Genomic DNA, 20,490 nt, shown 5'->3' with positions numbered 1-20,490 from the left:
CTGAAATGCGTCAAAGCTTTGCGAAGATACAAAAAAACGGAGAGGAAGCCAAACGATTTCTTAAAAAAATGTGAACAAGGGGGTAATGAGTATTGTTATTGACTTGCTACAATTGTTTTTTACAGCGTATGAGAACTATTTCCGCACATCACGATTTTTTCATCTTAAAACCCTTAAAATTATGTCATTCGACTTATTAGAGAGTGCAAAAAATCTATTTAACGGCAACGTTATCAGCCAGGCGTCCGCGCAATTAGGCGAGAGTGAAGGAGGTATTCAGAAAGCGCTGTCGGGTATCATTCCGACAGTGTTAACTGGTTTGTTACACAAAACAGAGAGCAGCGGCGATGTATCCGGGTTATTAAATTTAGTGAAGGGGTCGGCCTCGGATGCTTCGCCGGCAGCGCTGACGAGCGCCCTGCAGGGCGGCGCCGGCACTTTGCTGAGTAAGGGCGCTGATTTGCTCAGGAGCTTATTTGGCGACAAGGCGGGCGCTATTGCCGCTACCCTGGCCGGGTATGCAGGCATCAAGGAATCATCGGCCAATACCCTGCTGCAATCCGCCGCACCGGCTACGCTGGGAACGGTGGGGCAGTATGCGATTCAGAACAACCTGAGTGCCGGTGGATTTGCCGCATTCCTGAATTCGCAGAAGGACAAAATCCTGAACGCAGTACCAGGCGGGTTAAACCTGGCAGGTATATTAGGTTTGGGTAGCCTGAGCGCCATCGGCTCCAAGCTCAGTGGCCTTGCCGGCAACCTGGGCAACGCCGTCAGCGGGGCGGCTACATCTACCGTAAATACAGTAAAACAAGCCAGCGGCGGGAAGTGGATTTGGTCCTTACTCCTGATACTGGTGGCGATTATCCTGCTGTGGTACCTGATGCGTGGCTGCGGCGGCAATAAAAATAACGAGGCGGTTACGGACAGCATTACTACCAGCCAACTGGCAGACTCTGCCATGGCGCCGGCGCCTGCCGCCACTCCTGCCCCTGCTGCGGACGCCGGCCGGGAAAGCATACAGGTAACCCTGCCGGATGGCACGGTGTTAAATGCGTATAAAGGCGGTATTGAGGACCAGCTGGTGACCTTCCTGAAGGATAACACCAAACCTGCCGGCAAAGATGTATGGTTTGATTTTGACAACCTCAATTTCAAAACCGGCAGCGCGGAAATTACGGAAGAAAGTAAAGTGCAGCTCAGCAACCTGGCCGCCATCCTGAAAGCCTTCCCCAACACGAAAATTAAAGTGGGCGGCTATACGGATAAAACCGGGGATGCGGCGGTTAATAAAAAACTCTCCCAGGAAAGAGCGGATGCCGTTGTGAACGGACTTAAGAACCTGAACGCCAACCCATCCCAGCTGCTGGGCGCGGAAGGTTATGGTTCCGAGTTTGCAAAAGCGGCTGCTAATGCGCCGGACGAAGAGCGGAAGAAAGACAGGCATATCAGCGTAAGTGTACGCGAAAAATAATCCTGCTATATGCATTACAGAAAAGGCGCTGCAAAATACTTTGCAGCGCCTTTTCTGTAATTATTCCTTCACGAGCACCAGGGTGTTTCTCTCCGCTTTGTACACGCTGTTCAGGAACGCGACGTATGCGGGATAATCCGCCGCCGGAAAACGGCCGTTCTGGATACTGTAATTTCGTATATACGTTGCCGTGCTATCCTGCACTTTTACGGCCGCTTCGTAAGCGCCGAATTTTGTTTTCAGCGAAACCGGCTGTGGCAGCGATTCTACCTTATAGCCAGCCGGCAGCGTGATGGTCACGCTATCCGTATATTCTTCCCCGTAGGATACATCGATGGCGGCAGTGCGGGCTGTATCCGCCGCTGCCTTCGCGCCCATACGGTTGATGATGTTCGGTTTCAGGAACAGGCGCTTGCCCGTAACGGAGGCGTAGTTGCTGGCGGATAGCTCAAAGTTTTCCCTTACTTCCGGCAGGCGGTTGCTTAGCACTTCGGTGGTATAGGAAGAGATATTCACACTGCCTATTTCCATGGATTTGCGGAGGACTTCCATCTGCTTATCCTTACTCAGCAGGTGTACGATCTGGATTTTATCATCCTGCAATATACCGGTGCTGCTTACCCGCGAAGTGGCTTTCAGGTTTCCCTTTTCATCTATCGTGGCGCTGGTAGCGGAGTACCGGCGGTTGTCCTGCCGGGTATAGACAGGCGTATGTATGAGCTTACTGTTCGTTTCGTCGAGCACCAGCACCGCACGGTCCGCCGTAAAGCTGCCGAGGTAGCCCGGCGGCGTCATATTGCTCGTGCATTCCAGCCACGTAGTATCCTTCCCGTTAGGCACCATGGCGATGACGTGGTTGAACCAGAGGGTGGCAAAATCTTCCGGGAAGCGCAGCGGATCTTCGTCCGCATATACCAGTACGGAATACCCTTTGATGCCTGCTTCTTTCAGCATGGCTACCATGAGGTTGGAGAGCCCTTTACAATCGCCGTAACTGGTGCGGGCGGTGGTAATGGCATCAATGGTCTGCATGCCTCCTACTCCCAGCGAAATGCTGATGTAACGGTAATTCTGTTGCAGATATTTATATAAGGCGGCCACTTTTTCATCGTGCGTTTTCAGTGGATCTGCTATTGCATGTACTTTGGCTTTCAGCGCCTCCGGCAGTATATCTCTCCCCTTATTAACCGCATACATGAAGTTACCCAGCTCCTGCCAGCTGGTCATTTTGCCCTGCACCTCCGCATATTTTGCTTCCGCAGGGGCCATCAGCAGGTAGGGGTACCGCTCATGGAGGGCCGGGGAGCTGGTTTCCCGGCGCATGGGCGCCAGGTTGGCAAAGGACCAGGCATAGCTTTTGCCTTCCTTTACGTCCGTTATAGCCGGCTGTAAATCCGATTGCAGCAGGCGGTAACGCAGGTCCATACCCTGGGGCATCACGACTGTGCATACCGCCTTTTCCACCGGTTCATCGTACCAGGAATAGGGCATGTATTTGTCCAGGTACACTCCGCTGTTATACTTGTATTCTTCTTCAAACTCGATGGTGTAGGGATATCCGAAGCCGGTGAAGGCGTATTTTTTCACCCGGCTGTCCGACACGAGGCTGACCTCATTACCGGCCGGGAGGTCCGTCATATCGCTTTGCTTCACCCTTTTCACCAGTTTCCCCGCGGCATCGTAATATGATGCGGAAACGCTGCGCAGCTCCATCAGGGAGCTGTAACTGAACTCCAGTTCACTGCGGTGGTCCGCCTCGCGGTCCAGTATGGTGACCACATGATGGCGCACATACCGCACTTCTTTCGGGCTCACGTAGCGATAGGATACTTCGTCCAGCCGCACCACGCTGTGCGCATTTTTCTTCAGGGCTTCCGGGATGGCGGAAGCCGGATAGTAAGGGTCTGCTGCCAGCGCTTTAGTGCCGAGGCCGGCCAGCAGCAGCGCCATCGCTATATATTTCAAGGTTTAAGCTTTTTTCTTTAATACAATTTGTTCCGCCTGTTTTTTCACCACCATTTCGTAGAAGTCGCGCAGGCCGGTATATTCTTCCGGCTGGAAGGTAGCCTTGGTGAACTTAATGCGGCTGCGCATCTGGATGCGGTTATCCACCTGCTGGATCAGGTATTGGAACATGCCTTCATCATCATTGTATTTTATAATGCTGGATTTGGGCAGTTCATCCACCACGTAGCCTTCAGGGATGGCGAGGTTGAGGGTGTACATTTCGTCCATCACGGCGTTCATTTCCACGGGGAATTTGCGCTCTTCCGACTGGAAGATGTTTTGCTTGTACTCCTGGCCCATCATCGGTTTGATGTAGAGGATATCATCGCTGCCGGTGTTGTTCATTTTGAAATCGTAATCCAGCAATACGGAGCCGTCGAGGTCATCGAGGTCCTCCACGCTGGTATTGAGTATCTCCACTTCGTCGCCATAGGATTGCTGCAGGGCTGCTTTAAAGCCTTCCAGCTTTTTGGTTTTGATGGCGTTGCGGATGTTGTAGGATTGCAGGTAGGTAGGGCGTTTCTGGAATTTGCCTACGAAAGCTCCTTCCGCATTGCGCTCCATCGTGATGGTGGTGATAGCAATCTCTTTCAGGGAATCCGGGGAGAGGATCATGGCCGTACCGTTACCGTCCACTATCCTGGCGTCGCCATTATAGGTTTCGGGCATCAGTTTACCGAAGCCCAGCATGGGCCGGGAAGCGTCGAGCGTTACCTGCCTGCCGTCAATATCCACTACGGCGATCACGTAGTTGAAGGAGGACAACAGGGGATACATGCTCACGTAGCCGTGATCGCGGGTGCTGAGGATCACGGGATAGGCGTTGAGGTTAGCCCTGCGGAGCAGCCCAACCAACAGGAGGTTAATATCCGATACTGCGCCTTTTTTGTTGGTGAGCGTGGCTTTCAGCTTCTGGGTAGTACCCAGGCCACGCTCGCTCGTACAAATTACATTGCTTTTTACCCAGTTGAAAATATTGCGGGCTTTCTCTTCGTTGGTGGTAGCGCCTTTGATGATATCGTTGGTCACGTTGTCCATGAAGTTGTTATTCTTTTCCATGGCAGCGCCAAACTCCTGGTTTTTATTCAGCTCCTCCATCAGTTTGGGCCAGGTATTGGAGTAGTTGGTCTCTATCCCGCCGATGATGGTGGAGGCCAGCTGGAATTTTATCTGGGAAACGTAGTTATCAACGGTGGTAATAAAGTTTTCAGCACGGATAGGCATGACGTTTCTGGCGCCGAGGCGGAACTCCGTTACGTTGGAGGTAACGTTTACGTTTTCGGATGCGCCTGCGCCGCCATTCGGCTCATAGCGGAAGCTATAGGTAGTGCGGTAATCCCTTTTGGAATTTACTTCCAGGGGTACGAAGCCCTGGCCTACCCGCATAAAACGGGCAAATTCAGGAATGCCTACCGTGTATTCGGACCAGAGAGTGGGCACGCTGTGCTGGAACGTCCAGCTGGGGATGTATTCCCAGGCGGGGGAGGTGAGAGTGTAGCTGTATTCAATGATGCTGCCCACTTTCACGCCCGGGATGGCGAACTTCTTGATTTCGCCTGCCTGGTCTACTTTTTCGGTGAAAATATCCTTGCTGTTGAGCGTATTGACAACGATCTGCCCGTTTTCCAGGTTATAGCTGGCGGCTTTGATCTTGCTCGCTTCTTCCATGCCGCGGCTGGTTTTATCCAGCCCGATGGAGATTTCGGCATAATCGAATCCCGCCTTGTCCACTATCTTATACCGGCGGTGTACGCGGTACACGAGGCTGAGGTCCCCTTTCCCGGTTTCGAAATTGGAGCTGCCTATTTCAGCAATGAGGATGGCATGGGCGCCTGTATCCTTATCAAAGCTCAGGTTAAACTCGGCCGGGTCCACTTTTCCAAACTTGATTTTAGAGTAGTCCTGGGCAAGGGCTGCAACAGATAACAAACAGCTGGCAATGAAGGCCAGGGCGACAGATAGATAGCGCATAATAATGACGGTATAGGTATTAATTCAGGTCCAAAGCTATAAAATATACTCAAATATCCTCAGCAGGGAATTGAACAGGACAAGTTGTAATTTCGCAGGGTGGAACATACGAGGTATATAAAAGCGCTGGCCAGGGAACTGGGCTTTGACTACTGCGGCATATCGGAGGCGGTGCAGCTGGACGATGATGCGCGGCGGCTGGAACAGTGGCTCAAAAAGGGGATGCATGGCAGTATGCATTACATGGAGAACCATTTTGACAAACGTATTGACCCGCGCAAGCTGGTGGACGGCGCCAAATCCGTTATCACACTTTTATACAACTATTTCCCATCGGAAAAGCAGCGCAGCGATGCGCCTAAAGTTTCCAAGTACGCTTATGGGGAAGACTATCATGAGGTTATAAGGGCGAAACTGAAGACGATGCTGGACCGGATGCAGGAGCATATCGGCGCGGTGCAGGGGCGCGGTTTTGTGGACTCGGCGCCGGTGTTGGAGCGCAGCTGGGCCCGGCGCAGCGGCCTGGGCTGGATGGGAAAGAATGGGAATATCATCAACAAACAATCGGGGTCCTTCTTTTTTATTGCGACCCTTATTACGGATATTGAGCTGGAGTATGACGGGCCTGTGGGGGATTACTGCGGGACCTGCACCCGTTGCCTGGATGCCTGCCCGACGGGGGCCATTGTATCCCCCGGGGTAGTGGACGGAAGCCGTTGTATTTCCTATTTCACCATAGAGCTGAAGGACCAGCTGATACCGGAAAAGATGCAGGGCAGTTTCGACAACTGGATGTTTGGCTGCGATACCTGCCAGGATGTATGCCCCTGGAACCGCTTTTCCAAACCTAACAGCGAAGTAGCGTTTACGCCTATACCGGCTATTTTGAATTTCAGTACCAGCGACTGGGAAGAGATGACGGAAGAGGCGTTTAAGACCATCTTCCGTCATTCGCCGCTCAAGCGCAGCAAATATGCGGGCATCCGCCGCAACCTGCAATTCCTCAAACAGCCATAATTATTTTTTAGCGGGCGCCTGCTTCAGCAACCATGCGGCCAGGTCCGCAGCGGCGGCGTAGTTCTGGAATTCTGCCGGCAGTTTTTTCCCATCTGTGTATTCATTGTAAAACCAGGGATCGCCTACGGCAAATACGGTCCCCTTCCCTACTTTGGCTACGGCCATGAGTATATTATTCTCCGCATCCCTGTGTACCGCTCTGGCAGGGGCTTTCAGGGTAAGGGTGGAGACTTCCTTGATATAGGCCTTCTTCACGTTCGGGAATATTTCGTGGTTTGGGGGGAAGAATACGGCGCCCTGCTCAAAGTTGCGGCCCTGCACCCTGTTTTTGGAATCCCCGTTGAAGTGGATACCGAAGCGGTCCGAGAGTTTATTGAAATGCGTGAACTCGGAATTGAGGGAGTCGTTTTGCAGCAATACCAATACCCCGCCTGCTTTCACCCAGTTGTAAATCGCTTTGGCGTAGGTATCGTTCATATAGTTGGGAGATGCGGTTTCCTTCTCGGTATCAGGGTCTACGATGATATAGATGCCGGTACCTTTCAGCGTGGCTGCGGAGGGCGCTGCGGCAAGCGTATCCCTTTTGGCGCCGAGCGAATCGAAGATATGCCCCCAGAGGGAGAACCCGCCGTAATCCTGCTCTTCCCAGGTGTAGTGCCAGCGCACAGTGTTGCCGGCCTTGTCTTTTTTGAATTCGTGGTTAAAGAAGTAGTCGAGCGTGACGGTAACATTCTTTGCGGGCAACTGCTGCGCCCATGCAGGCGCGCTCAGGGCCATCAGCATGGCGGAGAGTACTCCGCGGAAAAAGTGGGAACGTGGCATTTTCTATTAGTCTTTAATCGATTACAATATTAATGGACGCGCTTTGACGGGAAAGCTAATTTTTTCGCAAAATGTAATACAATTTTTTAATAAATTGCAAACGTTTGCATTCCGACTGGCGGCGTCAACCGGTTTCCAAACTTATCATGCTAAAATACTTGCAAATATTGCAAAAATAAACCTGCTAATACTTGACATTCGTTTTAGCATGAGCTACATTTGTGATAGTCTAAAAGTATATCAATTTATTGAGCTTTTAGCCTATAATTTGTCAGTCTGACATTCATTCCGAATCCCCTGCAACCCACCGGTAATGGCGGGTTGTGTGTTATATAGGCGGCAAAAAATTTTCAACTTTTTATGGACCTGAGTGCCATAACGTGGAATTTTAGCAATAAAGGTCGAATTCTTTCGACCTTTCTGTTTTTTTAGCCATAGTATAGCTATCTTTCCGTAGCGATATGTCAACCAAAGCAGCGTGACCATGAGGAAGCGGACTTCCCTACAGTATCTACTCATCTCCATTATAGTAATGTTATTGCATGCAGGAACGCTGCCTGCGCAGACATTAGCGTACCAGTTCAATCATATTGATAATAACGATGGCCTGATCAACAACCAGGTGAATTGTATTTATAAGGATAGCAGCGGGTTTATGTGGATCGGCACTGTATCGGGGCTTAACCGGTATGACGGCTATACGTTCCGCAGCTACCAGCACGACGCCAGGGATACCACTACCCTGGCGGACAATACCATTGAAAAGATACAACCCGGCCCGGGGAATAAGCTATGGCTGTTTACCCGCAACGGCATTGACCTTTACGATCCGGCAACGAATAAGTTTGATCACCATCCTGAACGCATCCTGCAGCCGCTGGGGATTACCGCCAATGGCATCACCGATGTGATCCGGGATAAGGACCGCTTTATTTTCCTGCAGGAAGGCAATGGCATCTACCTGACACAAACCGGACAACCCACCATACACCTGCTGCCGGGCAAGCAACCAGGCAGTATTGCCACTGCTACCGTGGCTGACCTGGTGGCGGATAACAAAGGGCATTACTGGATCATTCACGACAACGGAATACTGGAACAGCTGGACGCAGCCACCGGCAAAGCGCTCCGGCAAAATACCGCCCTGCGGCAGCTAAACGGAAACGGCTACACGTTGTGCATGGATATGGACGGGGACCTGTGGGCCTATGGCGACAAGGACGACAACGGCGTATGGTATTACGAAACTGCGGCTGACAGGTGGACGCAGTTCAGCCAAACGTCGCCGGTTATCTCCCTCAATAATAATATTATAAGAGGCATAGTACCCGGCAACAACGGGGAAGTTTGGATAGGCACGGATCACGGGGGGATCAATATCATCGATAAGAGAAAGCATACGGTCCGCTATGTGCAGAATATCCCGGACGATCACCGCAGCCTCAGTCAAAACAGTATTACCACGCTGTACCGCGATAACAGCGGCATTATCTGGATCGGGACCTACAAGAAAGGCCTGAACTACTACCATGAAAACATGGTGAAATTCCCCCTGTTTCAATACCAGGCGTATAACCGTAACAGTTTGCCTTTCGATGATGTGAACCGCTTCGTGGAGGATGCCAAAGGCAACCTCTGGATAGGTACCAACGGGGGCGGACTTATTTATTTTGACCGCAGCAATAATACCTTCCGGCAGTACAAGCATGAACCGGCCAACCCTGCCAGCATTGCCGGCAATGTGGTGGTAAGCCTGCTGATCGACCACCAGGGCCAGCTTTGGGTGGGTACCTATTTCGGTGGACTGGACCGCTTTACCGGCAGCGGGTTTGCGCATTACAAACATAACGCTGCCGACAGTACGACGATCAGCGACAACAGCGTGTGGGAGCTGATGGAAGACGACCAGCACCAGCTGTGGGTAGGTACACTCAACGGGGGCGTGAATATTTTCAATCCGGCTACAGGGCAGTTCCGGCGCATGGACCGGTTGTTCCCTTACCGCTACGTATCCGCATTACTGCAGGATCATGACGGCCGCATCTGGGTGGGCGGCAGCGAAGGACTCACCGTTTACACCCGGGGAACCGGCGTGGCCCGGCGGTTTAACAGCAGCGGCCAACCCGGCAGCATCAGCCACAATAACATTGTATGCCTGTTTGAGGACCGCCGGCAACGGCTCTGGGTGGGCACCCGCGACGGTTTAAGTTTGTATGACCCGGTGAATAATACTTTCCGCAATTTTCGCAAAGAGAATGGATTGCCCAGCAATACAGTGCTGAACATCCTGGAAGATGACCGCAGCGGGCTTTGGATGAGTACACCCAACGGCCTCTCGAACATGCAGGAGAAAAACGGCCGGTTTACCTTCAGGAATTACGATGAAGCGGATGGTTTGCAAGGCAGGGAGTTCAATGAAAACGCGGCCCTGCGTACCAGCAAGGGGGAGCTGATATTCGGCGGAGGCAATGGCTTCAACCTCTTTTACCCGGGGCAGATACGGCTTAACAACAACATTCCGCCCGTGGTGCTGACGGACTTACAGGTATTCAACCAGCGGATAGAACCCGGCCAGCAACTGCAGGGGCGTACGATACTACATGAGGCGATGCCGCTCACCAAATCCCTGACGCTGCGGCATAATCAAAATATGTTCTCCATCGAATTTGCCGCGCTCAACTACTTCCACCCGGAGAAAAACCGCTACGCCTATAAGCTGGAAGGCTTTAACAACAACTGGCTTTATACGGACGGTACGCAGCGCAAAGCTACCTTCACCAACCTGGACCCCGGGGATTATACTTTCAGGGTCAAGGCTTCCAATAACGACGGCATCTGGAACGACACGGGCGCAACGCTGCATATCCGCATCCTGCCGCCGTTCTGGAAAACCTGGCCGGCATTCCTGCTCTATGCGCTGCTGATCATTGGCGCGCTGGTGCTGGCCCGCCGGATCATCCTGGAAAGGGAACGGCTGAAATTCAGGGTAGCCGAGCAGATACGCGAAGCGGAACGTATGCATGAACTGGATGCTTTGAAGATCCGCTTCTTCACAAATGTGAGCCACGAGTTCAGGACGCCGCTCAGCCTGATCATCACGCCGCTGGAACGCCTGATCAGCATGGGTATGGACAAACAACTGAACGGCCAGTTGCAGCTGATGCAACGCAATGCCCGCCGCCTGCTCAACCTCGTGAACCAGCTCCTGGACTTCCGCAAGCTGGAAGTGGAGCAGATCAAACTGCATACGGCGCCCGGCGACCTGGCCGCGTTTGTGAAAGAGCTGACCCAGGGCTTCTCCGACCTCTCGGAGAAAAAGCATATCCAGCTGGACTTTGTGAGCAATGTGCAGTCGCTCCCGATGACGTATGACGCGGATAAGATAGAGAAGATCATTTTCAACCTCCTCTCCAACGCCTTCAAGTTCACGCCGGACTACGGCAAAATAGCTGTGGAACTGCAATACGATGCGGAGCAATCGCAGGTGCAGCTGCTTGTGAAAGACAACGGGATAGGCATCCCGCTGGAAAAGCAGGCGCATATTTTCGATCGCTTCTTCCAGCATGACGTGGCCGGCGCTGTCATGAACCAGGGCAGCGGCATAGGATTGAGCATTACGCGGGAGTTTGTGAAAATGCATGGCGGTAGCATTACAGTGGACAGTGCCCCTGAAATGGGGAGCTGTTTTACCGTTACGCTGCCGGTGCAAACAGCCGATGCAGTGGCCGGGCCCCTGAACGCCCAGTTGCGCAGTTTACCGGAGGCGGCGCCCGCATCTCCCCCACCCCCCGAAAAAGACTTACCAAAAATATTGCTGGTAGAGGATAACGAAGATTTCCGCTTTTACCTGAAAGATAATTTGAGCCAGTATTACCACGTAGAGGAAGCTGAAAACGGGCAGTCGGCCTGGAAGCTGCTGCAAACTTTTCAGCCGCAGCTCATTGTGAGCGATATTGCCATGCCGCAGATGGACGGGCTGGAACTTTGCAAAAAAGTACGGGCAAACGCTAAAACCAGTCACCTCCCGATTGTATTGCTGACGGCCCGGGCGGAGGAAGCGCAGCAGCTGGAAGCCCTGGAAACCGGGGCTACGGATTATGTGACCAAGCCCTTTAACTTTGAAATGCTGCTTTCGAAGATCCGGAATATTGTGCAGCAGCAGGCCTCCCTACGGAATACCTTCCGGCAGCATTTCGACGCGCATCCCAGCGAAATTGAAATTTCCTCTGCGGACGAGCAGTTTATACAACAGGCGGTAGAGATTGTAGAAAAAAACATTTCCAACCCGGACTTTTCCGTGGAGGAGTTGAGTCGCGCCCTGTTCATGAGCCGCGTATCCGCTTATAAGAAAATCCTCTCCATCACCGGCAAGTCGCCGATTGAATTTATCCGGAGCATCCGGTTAAAACGCGCGGCGCAACTGCTGGAAAAAAGTCAGTTGTCCGTAGCCGAGGTGGCATATGAAGTGGGGTTCAATAACCCGAAGTATTTCACGAAGTATTTTAAGCTGGAGTTTAATGAACTGCCGTCAGTATATGGGCGAAAGAAGCAGGATGGGGAATAGGGCCGGCCTGGCGGCGGTGGCAGCACCGCTGCTATACGGCAATCCATTAAAACCCGCCACAGTGGCGCGCTCCTTAACATCCGTTACCCCTGCAACCGGCGCGCCTCCCCTTTCCCGTTAACATTTTGACCCCTAATCATAAACAGAACAGTACCCTCAAAGTGCCGGGCCCCCTCTATTTTTGCCGGCATCGTTATGAACGCTGAAAAGGCTGCCAAGCCAAAATTCCACACGACATGACAAAAAGGACCTTGCCGATTGTATTAATGACTTGTATCGCCTCCTGGTGTTATGCCGGGCAGGTGGAGCGGCTGGCGGACGGCATACTGATCCGGCTGGACAAGCCGGCTAAAAACGGGGCGGCCCGGGTGCGGCTGCAGGTGATCAGTGATAATATTGTGCACGTTACCGCCTCTCCGGATCAAGCGATCAGCAGTACGCCCAGTATCATGGCGGTGGAAGTTGCCGGTAAAAATATTCCCTGGGATTATAAGGACCAGGCCGCGTACTATACGCTGACGACGAAAGCCCTGCGGGTGGACGTCAATAAAACCAGCGGGCAGGTGATCTTCCGGGACCTTGCCGGCAAAGTGATCTTATCCGAACAGGCAGCCGGCGGCCGTACTTTTCAGCCGGCAACCATCAATGGCAAGGCCCTGTACCAGGTACAGCAGGTATTTGACGTGAACCCTGCCGCCGGCCTGTATGGCCTGGGGCAGCACCAAACGGGGCTGATGAACTACAATGGCGAGGACGTGGACCTTACCCAGTACAATTCGATTTCGGCAGTGCCGTTCCTGGTGTCGACCGATAAATTCGGCATTCTCTGGGATAACTATTCCATTACCAGGTTTGGCGATCCGCGGGAGCGCCGGCAGCTGAACGCCCTGCAGCTAATAGCAGCGGATGGCAGGCCGGGCGCATTGACCGCCACGTACAGCGATAAAAAAACCGGGCAGGTGTACCTGCAGCAGCGGGACAGTGTGATCGACTACGAGTTCCTGGAGGACCTCCCCCGCCTTCCAAAGGCGTTTCCGCTGGAAAAAGGGAAGGCCGTTTGGGAAGGCGCCCTGAAAGGCGATGAAACCGGCGAATATAAATTCTTCATCCAGGCATCCGGCTACCTGAAGATATGGATCGACGGCAAGCTGCAGCTGGACAAATGGCGGGAAAGCTGGAACCCCGGCCCTTCCCAGTTCAGGGTAGCGCTGAAAAAGGGTGTAGCCGTTCCCGTTAAGGTGGAATGGATTCCGGAAACGGCGCAGTCGTTCCTTTCCATCAAAACTTTATCTCCTGCGCCTGCGGCGTACCGGCATAAAGCCATTTTTACTGCTGAGGTTGGGGAGAGATTGGATTACTACTTTGTATATGGCCGTACAATGGACGAAGTGATTGGCGGGTACCGCCGGATCACCGGTAAAGCGACTATGCTACCCCGTTGGGCGATGGGCTTCTGGCAAAGCCGGGAGCGTTATAAAACGCAGGACGAGATTGAGCAGACGGTGGCTGCCTTCCGGGAGAAGCAAATTCCGCTGGACAATATCGTACTGGATTGGAGCTACTGGAAGCAGGACGAATGGGGCAGCCAGGAGTTTGACCCGGCGCGCTTCAGCGATCCGGCAGGGATGATAGACCGCCTGCATAACAAGTACCATACGCAGTTCATGATTTCCGTATGGCCGAAGTTTTACGAAGGGATCAGTACTTATAAAGCCTTTGACAAAGAGGGCTGGCTGTATAAACAGAATATCCTGGACCGGCAGCGGGACTGGATCGGGAAAGGCTATGTATCTACTTTTTACGATGCCTTTAACCCGGATGCCCGCAAGCTGTTCTGGCATTTTATGAACGAGCGGCTTTTCAGCAAAGGCGTGGACGCCTGGTGGCTGGATGCCACCGAGCCGGACATCCTCAGCAATGCATCTATCGCGCATCGTAAAAAGCTGATGGACCCGACGGCGATAGGCCCGGCGGCGCAATACTTCAACACTTATTCCGTGCTGAACGCGCGGGGCGTGTACGAAGGGCAACGGGCTGCCAGGCCGGATCAGCGGGTGTTTATACTTACCCGTAATGCCTATGCCGGCATACAGCGGTATGCCGCCGCATCGTGGAGCGGGGATATAGCGGCCACTTTCGATGAGATGGCCCGCCAGATACCGGCGGGGCTGAACTACTCCATGTCCGGCTTGCCGTACTGGACGACGGACATCGGTGGATTTTTCGTAGAGGATAAATACGATCATCCGGATCCGCAGGGCGCTGCCGCTGCCGAATGGCAGGAGCTGAACACCCGCTGGTTCCAGTATGGCGCTTTTTGTCCGCTGTTCCGCTCCCATGGCCAGTACCCTTACCGGGAGATGTTCCACATCGCCCCGGAAAACAGCGAGGCGTATCAGTCCATGCTCTATTATGATAAACTGCGTTACCGGTTGCTACCATATGTTTATACCCTGTCGGGCGATACTTACCACCACGACTATACGATCATGCGTGGCCTCCCTATGGATTTCGGGGGTGATACGGCAACGCTGCGTATTCGCGACCAGTTTATGTTCGGCCCGTCCCTGCTGGTCAACCCCGTTACTACGTACCAGGCGCGCCAGCGGGAGGTATATCTCCCCAAAACAACCGGCTGGTACGATTTCTATACCGGGAAGTATGTAACAGGCGGCCGCCGTATTACTGTAGCAGCGCCGCTTTCGAGGATGCCGCTGTATGTGAAGGAAGGCAGTATTCTGCCGGTGGGGCCGGAACTGCAATATGTGGCGGAAAAGAAGCCGGATACGATCCAGCTGTTTGTGTATGCCGGCAAGGATGCGCAGTTTGCCTTGTATGAGGACGGCAATACCAACTACGATTACGAGCAGGGCGCGTTTAGCCGTATCCGTTTCCAATGGAACGAAGCGAAGCAGGAGCTGACGATAGGCGCCAGGGAAGGCAGCTTCCCCGGCATGCTGACAACGAGATATTTCAACATCATTATAGTGGATAAAAAGCATCCGGCGTCGCCGGATCAATTGACAGGTATTAAAAGCGAACTGATAACATATAATGGAATAGCAAAAACGATCAGGGCCTTCTGACCCAGATCAATTTTTTTAAAGTTTGTCAGGACGCAGGCTGGATTATCAACGCAAAGATTTTCATTTTAAAATTCCACTACCCGGAGGTTGCCTTACCCATCTTTCCCGGTAAACGGGCGAAGGTGGCTAAGGCAGCCTCCTTTTAAAATTACTACAGTATGTAATATGCTGTTTTGGTTGTTACCTGTTGCCGGTGTTGTTTAGCACCGGCTATTTTTTTTGAGGGATATATTTTGGTGAGATATTTATTATCTTTCTGTACAAACCTTCGTCCATACATGGCTATACACCTGCTCACTGCGCCGGGGCTTGGGAGTTCCGGCCCTCAACATTGGCAAACCCTGTGGGAACAGTTGATTCCCGCCACCAAACGTATTGAACAAACCTCCTGGGATGCGCCGGTGTGCGCAGCCTGGGTAGCGCAGATAGAAAAAGAGGTAGCCGCTGCGGGGCCGCAGGTGGTGATTGCGGCGCATAGCCTGGCCTGCATTGCCGTGGTTCACTGGGCCGCGCATACGAAGCGCAGTATTGCCGGCGCTTTGCTGGTAGCTCCTGCGGATGTGGAGCGCCCCGGCTTTCCGCCGGAGGCGACTGGTTTTGCTCCTGTGCCTAAGGACAGGTTGCCTTTCCGGACCATTGTGGCTGCCAGTACCAATGATGAATATTGCACCCTTGACCGGGCTACTTATTTTGCCGCCACCTGGGGCAGCCGGTTTGTGAATATGGGCGCGAAGGGGCACCTGAATGCGCAGTCAGATTTGGGCGAATGGCCGGAAGGGTTGCAGCTGCTGCGGGAATTGTTGCCGCAGGGAGTGGCTATTTAACCTCCTTCCTCAATTTGCTCGCTTTCTCATATGGCGCCGCCTCCGCTGGAATCTTATCTATCCAATACAGCGCGCTATCCTTTTGATGCAATTGCGCGTAATGTACGGCGAGGTAAAAAGCAGCATCATATTTAAAGATAGATTCCCCGGCAAATGTTCTTTCCAGGTCGGCTACTCCCTGTGCCGGCGAGTTGGCGTAAATGCCGGCGAGGCCGCGGTAGTAGAGCGCCTGCGCGTTGGTACTGTCGCGCTGCAGGCAGGTATCCAATACGGCTATCGCTTTCGTATATTCCTTATTGTTGTAAAGCTCCGCTGCATGTATCAGTAGCGTATCATTTTCATCCCCGCGCTCTGCGGATACCTCCATGCCGGTACTGTATTCCTGCAGGTAGTTTTTGTGGTTATCCGGCAGCAGGAACCACACGGCTACCAGTATGGCAGCGGCGGCGGCGATAGCTGCCAGGTAGCGGCGGATGGGCACTACCTTTGCCGGCCTGCTGAAATGGACGGAACGTTGTTGCGCCAGCGTGCCTTTCAGCGCTTCCAGCTGCAGGTCCGCAGGCAGGCGTTGCGCCAGGGTGGCTTTGACTTCCCGGTAGGAGGTTACGGCGGCGGCAAGGGCCGGATCGTTCCCCAGGGCAGCTTCAAAGCGCGCGGCTTCCGCGGCGTCCATGTCGCCATCTACGTAACGGATGATATCTTCATTATTATAACCACTCATAGATTAAATATTTTTATTCCGGTGTGGAGGAAAGCATGTCGTCGTAACGGGTAATACACTAAACTTTTTGTCCCTGTGCAGGAATCGTAACGGGTAATATATCACCACGCATACACTAAACCTTTTGTCCCTGTATATACGAAAGCAGCTTAGCCATACACTCCGATTTCTTCTTTCGCAGGTAGCCATACGTTACCCTCATCGCAGCGGCGATTCTCTCCTGCGCTTCGCCCGCGAGGCTGCTCCGGAGGATTTCCCTGCATTTTTCGCCCAAGCGTTCAAACTGAGCAAGGATAAAAGCCGTACGCGCTTCGTCCTGGATGGTTTGTTCCGCAGCGGCAAATACATCTTCCCCTACATCATATACATCATCCAGCTTTTTTGTTACCGGCTGCCGGCCCCTTTTTTTTATATCATTCAGCCATTTCCTTTTACAGATCAGCAACAGGAAAGGCTCAAAGGGGCAACTCAGCTCCAGCTGCCTGTGTTTTGCCTGGTTGTAGATATCTATTAAAGACTCCTGGAAAATATCAGCGGCATCATCTTCTGTGCCATGGTGTTGCAGAATATAGTGTTTGATCTTTCCCGAAAAGCGCTGATAGATCTCCTGCACTATCAAAGTATCGTTTCTCAGCAGGCCTTCCAGGTAACGCTGATCGGGGTGAATTGCCATCTGGGATTGAATTAAATGGTTGATATCCTTAAAAATACATCTTTCCTGAAATTTTTTTTGAAAAAGGGGGTAACAAATGCAAAGGTCCGTTGATCTCTTTACAAACAAACCTAAAAACTCACCATCAAAAAATAATTGTTATGAAAAGCATCTCTGTAAAACCGATCGCCCTTTTTGTTGCCGCCGCCTTAGCGATGGGCGCCTGTAAAAAGAATAACCATAACGACGCTCCTGCCGGCGGACAGGATGCGCGTATGCTCGCGGACCTGCTGAACAGCCATGCCCCAAAGTTCGAATCGTTTACGGTGGATGGTGCAGCCGGCGGTACTATCACTACCTCCAAGGGCACAAAATTCCATGTTGCTGCGAATGCCTTTGTGACGGCGTCCGGGCAACCTGTTACCGGCCCTGTTACACTCAGTATCCGGGAGATTTTGAATGTGAGTGGGATGATACTGGCGGACAAGGCGACTGTGACCAGCGATGGCAGGCTGCTGGAATCCTACGGGGAATTCTTTGTGAAAGCAGCGCAGGGTTCACAGGCCCTTGGCCTGCAACGGAACAATGATAGTGGTATCCGGGTACAGGTGCCTGCCAGAGCGGCTGCCAACGGCGCCAATAAGGAGGTGCCTATGTGGAGTGGCGATACCACTATTACTTTAACGCAATATGGATACAATCACATTAACCAGCCCGTTACGCTGACCTCGCAGATAGCCGCCCAAAAAGGCGTTGCCTGGAACCAGATTCCATCCAGCTTTGCCTTCTTCAACTCCGCGAACGGTAGTATGGACTTCAGGCTGGATAGCCTCCTGCACTGGCTGAACTGTGATGCCATCGCTTCCCTGCCGAACCCTAAAACCACGGTGATGGCTTATTTCACCAATCACTTTAACAACGAAACTGCTTCCAGCTACGGCGGTGAGCAACCCAGCATGCTGTTCTTCAAACCGAAGAATATGAATACGCTGGTGAAGTTCTATAATGTGATCATGTCAGCCCCGAGCGGTAAAGAAGGCTTCCACAGTTACCAGGCCTCTATTTCCGTTGGTATGGAAGGCACCTTCCTGGCTATCAGCGCCGTAAACGGCCAGTTCTACGCCGAACAGAAAACCGTGGTGATTGGCGCGCCTGCCGGCACGGACAACTATACCACTGTCAGCTTTGACTTACAGCCCGTGGATGCCAATGGCCTCCTGACGCTTATCAACAGCATGAATAGTAAATAACCGGCCTGTTATCCGTTTATATATCCCCGAATGTTGAAGGGCAATAAGCTGGCCGGCGTGCCGGCTTATTGCTGTTTTGTATAATTATTATCTATATTTATAGGGTATGAAATACTGGTTCCCTATCATTGTACTGTTGCTCCTAAGGCATACCTGCGCCATGGCGCAAACGCCGGCCGCGCCCCGGCCGCCCGCATTCCCGGAAGATACCATACCGGCCGAAATTGTGGTTACCGGCGAGGACGACAGTATGCGGGTTTCAGCCAACCTGCGGCCGCTCAGGCAGATTGCCGGCGCGCCCGCCGCCTTTTATACCTACTTCTGGGAGCTGGGCGACGGTACCTTCAGCTTCGCCAAAACGCCTACCCTGCATTACAGCGATACCGGCACCTACCTGTTACGGCTATACGCTACCAATAACTACGACGATGGTAAAGCGCCGCCAACCAAACCACGGCCTATAAAAGTCAAGAAACCCATGAAGGGCACTATCTGGGCTTCGCACTTTTTCCACGGTAATGGAAACATTGAAATGAAAACAAACAGGAGCCCCAAACCCGGAGAAGATTTTGTAGCGCTGATAGGCTACAGGGATCCGGCAGGAGATATTGGCGCAGGCTCCCTGGTACTGTTTTACAATGAAAAGCAATTTGACCGGGAAAGTTTTTCCATTGCAGAAAAGCGCAGTTACAACGGCATGGATTCCAGTTCCATGGAGGCGTTACTGGCGCAACTCGATGGCGACGCCGGTGACATGCTTTTTGCCAAAGGCCCATCCGCCGGCACTGGCAGCACTCCTAACAGCGCCGCTAAAGCTTTGTTACAAAATATGCAGCAGGTATATGGCGGCCATACCGTCATGAAATTTAACCGGGCTAACCAGGGTACAGAACGATTCCTTTTTGTAACCCTGCATACACTGCCTGAAATGATTGCAGACACCAATGCTATCGTGAGCATGACCGCTGTAATGATTCCTGACAACCCGGCTTTACAGCCGGAGGCATTTACACTGGAAATGCCGGTAGTAGCCTCCCACGATCCCAACAGGATGCAATTGAAAAAACGCAGGATCAATTACCGCCTGATGGGCAAAAAGAAAGAGCTGACCTATAAAGTGCAATTCCAGAATACCGGTAAAGGACCCGCTAAAAAAGTAGCAATCGGCATCGCCGTGCCTAAGCAACTGAATACAGAAACGGTAGCGATCAACAGCATGAGCCCCGAGTGCATCCACTGCGACTCCGCCTATAACACGCAAAGCTGTATTGATACCGTACGCACCAGGGACAGCCTGTATTTCGTATTCAGGAACATTTACCTGCCAGGCATGCAGCAGGACGGCGTGTCGGACCCGGACTCCACCAAGGGATTTATCAGTTACACCATCCGTTTTAAGAAGAAGCCAAAGAAAATCCCGTTTTCCAGCAGTGCCGCTATTATATTCGATAAGAATGAGCCGATCTATACCAACCGGGCTACGGCAAGGTTTATCAAAGGCATATCGCCGGCAATCGTAGCCGGCTATACGTTTGCGCCTAACAGTGGCGACTATACGCTGCGTGGGCCTTTGCAGCTCGGCGCTGTACTGGCGCCCTTTGCGCCGTCAAGGCCGTATTTCCAGCTGGAAGCCTATGCGGGCGTACTGGAAAAAGAATCCCACGAGAGCGGCTACACGAGGGATAAGCGCGACACCACCGTGGACGGGCGGGCGTATATGGTGAGCGGCCGGAGCAGCAGTACGCAAATCACCCGGAGCTCCCTGCAGGTAGTACCGCTGCATTTCCGTTATAATTTAAACCGCTGGATAGGCGTTGGCGTTGGCGCGCTGGCGCAGGTTAACCTCTCCACTAAAACAACTGTTGAAAACAAAGCGTACCTCTCCGACTTTCAGCGGCCGGATGTGGTGCTGAAAACTGTCAGCAATACGCTTACTGAAAATACCGCCTGGCTGGCTTCCTTTAACGCGGCCGCCTTTGCGGACGTGCAGGCAGGAAGCGTCAAAGCGGGTCCGGCAGTGGGTTTAAGGTACATCCGGCAGGTGACGGGGAATACGCCCAACAGATTTTTTGTTTACGCTATATATCGATTGTAAAAAACCA

The 20,490-nt window shown here is 52.6% G+C and carries 12 protein-coding genes; 7 read left to right on the top strand and 5 right to left on the bottom strand.

What is annotated here, in order from left to right; translation table 11 throughout:
- Positions 1–181 precede the first annotated feature (181 nt).
- The gene (locus tag BOC67_RS00415; RefSeq protein WP_291906156.1) at positions 182–1,474 is read left to right on the top strand and encodes an OmpA family protein; all 1,293 of its coding nucleotides are present in this window, start codon (positions 182–184) and stop codon (positions 1,472–1,474) included.
- A 60-nt stretch (positions 1,475–1,534) separates the two neighbouring features.
- Here BOC67_RS00415 and BOC67_RS00410 read toward each other — a convergent pair whose 3' ends face one another.
- Entirely contained in the window at positions 1,535–3,439 is a 1,905-nt protein-coding gene (locus BOC67_RS00410; protein ID WP_291906155.1) for a DUF3857 domain-containing protein, read from the bottom strand.
- Between the two features lie 3 nt (positions 3,440–3,442).
- Complete coding sequence (locus tag BOC67_RS00405) at positions 3,443–5,452, bottom strand: DUF3857 domain-containing protein (protein WP_291906154.1); 2,010 nt, start codon at positions 5,450–5,452, stop codon at positions 3,443–3,445.
- 99 nt (positions 5,453–5,551) lie between these two features.
- On the opposite strand from BOC67_RS00405, the gene queG reads away from it, so the two are divergent.
- The gene (gene queG / locus BOC67_RS00400) at positions 5,552–6,469 is read left to right on the top strand and encodes a tRNA epoxyqueuosine(34) reductase QueG (RefSeq protein ID WP_291906153.1); all 918 of its coding nucleotides are present in this window, start codon (positions 5,552–5,554) and stop codon (positions 6,467–6,469) included.
- On the opposite strand, the gene BOC67_RS00395 is transcribed toward queG, so the two are convergent.
- Positions 6,470–7,291: a hypothetical protein gene (locus BOC67_RS00395; RefSeq protein ID WP_291906151.1), complete on the bottom strand. Its 822-nt coding sequence runs from the start codon at positions 7,289–7,291 to the stop codon at positions 6,470–6,472.
- A 484-nt stretch (positions 7,292–7,775) separates the two neighbouring features.
- Between BOC67_RS00395 and BOC67_RS00390 the strand changes: the two genes are divergently transcribed.
- From BOC67_RS00390 to BOC67_RS00380, 3 genes are all read left to right on the top strand, one after another.
- Positions 7,776–11,855: a hybrid sensor histidine kinase/response regulator transcription factor gene (locus BOC67_RS00390; RefSeq protein WP_291906150.1), complete on the top strand. Its 4,080-nt coding sequence runs from the start codon at positions 7,776–7,778 to the stop codon at positions 11,853–11,855.
- A gap of 236 nt (positions 11,856–12,091) precedes the next feature.
- On the top strand, positions 12,092–14,941 hold the full coding sequence (locus BOC67_RS00385) for a TIM-barrel domain-containing protein (RefSeq protein WP_291906148.1): 2,850 nt from the start codon (positions 12,092–12,094) through the stop codon (positions 14,939–14,941).
- Between the two features lie 278 nt (positions 14,942–15,219).
- Entirely contained in the window at positions 15,220–15,765 is a 546-nt protein-coding gene (locus tag BOC67_RS00380; RefSeq protein WP_291906147.1) for an alpha/beta fold hydrolase, read from the top strand.
- On the opposite strand, the gene BOC67_RS00375 is transcribed toward BOC67_RS00380, so the two are convergent.
- Entirely contained in the window at positions 15,758–16,486 is a 729-nt protein-coding gene (locus tag BOC67_RS00375; RefSeq protein ID WP_291906145.1) for a hypothetical protein, read from the bottom strand. The genes BOC67_RS00380 and BOC67_RS00375 overlap by 8 nt on opposite strands.
- 115 nt (positions 16,487–16,601) lie before the next feature.
- Positions 16,602–17,159, bottom strand: coding sequence for a sigma-70 family RNA polymerase sigma factor (locus tag BOC67_RS00370; RefSeq protein WP_291906144.1), 558 nt, complete (start codon positions 17,157–17,159; stop codon positions 16,602–16,604).
- Between the two features lie 140 nt (positions 17,160–17,299).
- On the opposite strand from BOC67_RS00370, the gene BOC67_RS00365 reads away from it, so the two are divergent.
- Together BOC67_RS00365 and BOC67_RS00360 are read left to right on the top strand one after the other, a co-directional pair.
- A complete protein-coding gene (locus BOC67_RS00365; protein WP_291906142.1) occupies positions 17,300–18,388 on the top strand; it encodes a hypothetical protein in 1,089 nt (362 codons plus the stop codon).
- A gap of 106 nt (positions 18,389–18,494) precedes the next feature.
- Positions 18,495–20,483, top strand: a complete 1,989-nt coding sequence (locus tag BOC67_RS00360; protein WP_291906139.1) for a PKD domain-containing protein — start codon at positions 18,495–18,497, stop codon at positions 20,481–20,483.
- Positions 20,484–20,490 lie beyond the last annotated feature (7 nt).

It is taken from the genome of Chitinophaga sp. CB10 (genome assembly GCA_001870995.2).
Taxonomy (GTDB): Bacteria; Bacteroidota; Bacteroidia; order Chitinophagales; family Chitinophagaceae; genus Chitinophaga.
This window is presented reverse-complemented; position numbering and strand designations above follow the sequence as displayed.

Bases quoted from the DNA above. Each gene is read 5' to 3' on its own strand.
- BOC67_RS00385 (WP_291906148.1), top strand. From the start codon at position 12,092: ATGACAAAAAGGACCTTGCCGATTGTATTAATGACTTGTATCGCCTCC.
- BOC67_RS00395 (WP_291906151.1), bottom strand. From the start codon at position 7,291: ATGCCACGTTCCCACTTTTTCCGCGGAGTACTCTCCGCCATGCTGATG.
- BOC67_RS00360 (WP_291906139.1), top strand. From the start codon at position 18,495: ATGAAATACTGGTTCCCTATCATTGTACTGTTGCTCCTAAGGCATACC.
- BOC67_RS00380 (WP_291906147.1), top strand. From the start codon at position 15,220: ATGGCTATACACCTGCTCACTGCGCCGGGGCTTGGGAGTTCCGGCCCT.
- BOC67_RS00370 (WP_291906144.1), bottom strand. From the start codon at position 17,159: ATGGCAATTCACCCCGATCAGCGTTACCTGGAAGGCCTGCTGAGAAAC.
- BOC67_RS00365 (WP_291906142.1), top strand. From the start codon at position 17,300: ATGAAAAGCATCTCTGTAAAACCGATCGCCCTTTTTGTTGCCGCCGCC.
- BOC67_RS00405 (WP_291906154.1), bottom strand. From the start codon at position 5,452: ATGCGCTATCTATCTGTCGCCCTGGCCTTCATTGCCAGCTGTTTGTTA.
- BOC67_RS00415 (WP_291906156.1), top strand. From the start codon at position 182: ATGTCATTCGACTTATTAGAGAGTGCAAAAAATCTATTTAACGGCAAC.
- BOC67_RS00375 (WP_291906145.1), bottom strand. From the start codon at position 16,486: ATGAGTGGTTATAATAATGAAGATATCATCCGTTACGTAGATGGCGAC.
- BOC67_RS00390 (WP_291906150.1), top strand. From the start codon at position 7,776: ATGAGGAAGCGGACTTCCCTACAGTATCTACTCATCTCCATTATAGTA.